Source organism: Azospirillum sp. B4 (assembly GCF_000333275.1).
GTDB lineage: Bacteria > Pseudomonadota > Alphaproteobacteria > Azospirillales > Azospirillaceae > Nitrospirillum.
Map to the genome: position 1 here is coordinate 1 of NZ_BACU01000482.1, position 1,276 is coordinate 1,276.

2 protein-coding genes are annotated in these 1,276 nt (G+C 66.9%); one reads left to right on the plus strand and one right to left on the minus strand.

Annotated features, from left to right (window positions below; translation table 11 throughout):
- Positions 1-52: 52 nt before the first annotated feature.
- Positions 53-691, minus strand: coding sequence for a tyrosine-type recombinase/integrase (locus tag I55_RS20760; protein WP_252181236.1), 639 nt, complete (start codon positions 689-691; stop codon positions 53-55).
- Positions 692-834: 143 nt separating this feature from the next.
- On the opposite strand from I55_RS20760, the gene I55_RS20765 reads away from it, so the two are divergent.
- Positions 835-1,276: hypothetical protein (locus I55_RS20765; RefSeq protein ID WP_044562496.1), on the plus strand; the 442-nt coding region annotated here is incomplete at its 3' end.

The following is a 1,276-nucleotide window of genomic DNA, read 5'->3' on the forward strand; positions in this document are numbered from 1 at the left end:
TCCGCTAGCGTAAAGCCCGCCCATTTTACTCCCCTATATCGTCGGGCGCTCGTCAAACCCCCACCCGCTCGACCTCATCGAGGGTCACGTCGTCGTGGCGGTGGTCGTAGAGCTGGGTGGTGCGGGTGCTGGCGTGGTTGGCCATGGCGGCGGCGTTTTCCAGGGTGCCGCCATTCTTCAGGTAGGCGGTGATCCCCGTCGCGCGGAAGCTGTGGTTGCCGATCTTGGTGCCGATGCCGGCGGCCGTGCGGCGGCGATCGATCATGGCCCAGGCGTTGGCCTGGGACAGGGCCGTGCGGGTGAGCCGGCCGGTTCCGCGCCCGAGGGTGCGGAACAGCGGCCCCTGGGGATCGTCGCGCAGGCCCGCGCCGTCCAGATACTCGGCCAGATAGGTTTCCAGATTGTGATGGCAGGGCATGGCGTGGGCCTTGCCGCCCTTTTCCGCCAGGCGCACCCACAGCCGCCGGTTCTGGACGTAGACGTCGCCTACGGCCATGCCCAGGGCGGCGCCGACGCGGGCGAAGCTATAGACCATGAGCCCGATCAGCGCCCGGTCGCGCAGGCCCGCCACCGTGCCGGTGTCGATGCCGTCCAGCAGCGCCCGTGCTTCCGCCGGCGCCAGCACCGGCGTCTTGCCGGTTCTCACGATATGCGCCGGCCCGCGCACCGAGGCGGCGGGATTAACGGGCATGACCTGGCCCGTCACCAGCCAATCGAACAGGTGGCGCAGCGTATCCCTCCGCCGAGGGCCGCCTTTCTCTCTCGGCTGCCGCTGTGTACCGCCTAGCGACAGATCCCAGCTGGCTTGTGCGCGAGATAGCAAGGAGCAGGTCCATGACCCGCGCGACTCTGGGGTCATGGGCCTCCGCCGCAGACCATTGGTTACGGCAGGCGGCGGCCTCCAACCCCATCACCCCGTCGAAGGTCCTCGAGCGCCTGACAGCCGATACGGACGCGATAGTACGGCAGGCGGCGGCCGGGAACCCGTCAATGCCGATGGCGGCGCTGGAGCGCCTGGCCCAGGATGAGGACGATGACGTGCGAAGAGCGGTGGCATTGAACCCCTCTGGGCCAACTGCCGCCCTGGACCACCTAACCGACGATACCAGCATATTAATGCAGACGAGGTTGGCGGTGAATCCCTCCATGACGCCGACGGCGCTGGAGCGCCTGGGCGCTAAGGCCAGCTTTACTGTAAGGTGGTTGGTAGCCCAACACCCTCTGATCCTGCTGGAAAGCCTTTCCAATCAAACTAACGATGAACCTGTGCAGATAC

Excerpts from the sequence above, each read along its gene's own strand:
- I55_RS20760 (WP_252181236.1), bottom strand. The coding sequence starts at position 691 with ATGCCCGTTAATCCCGCCGCCTCGGTGCGCGGGCCGGCGCATATCGTG.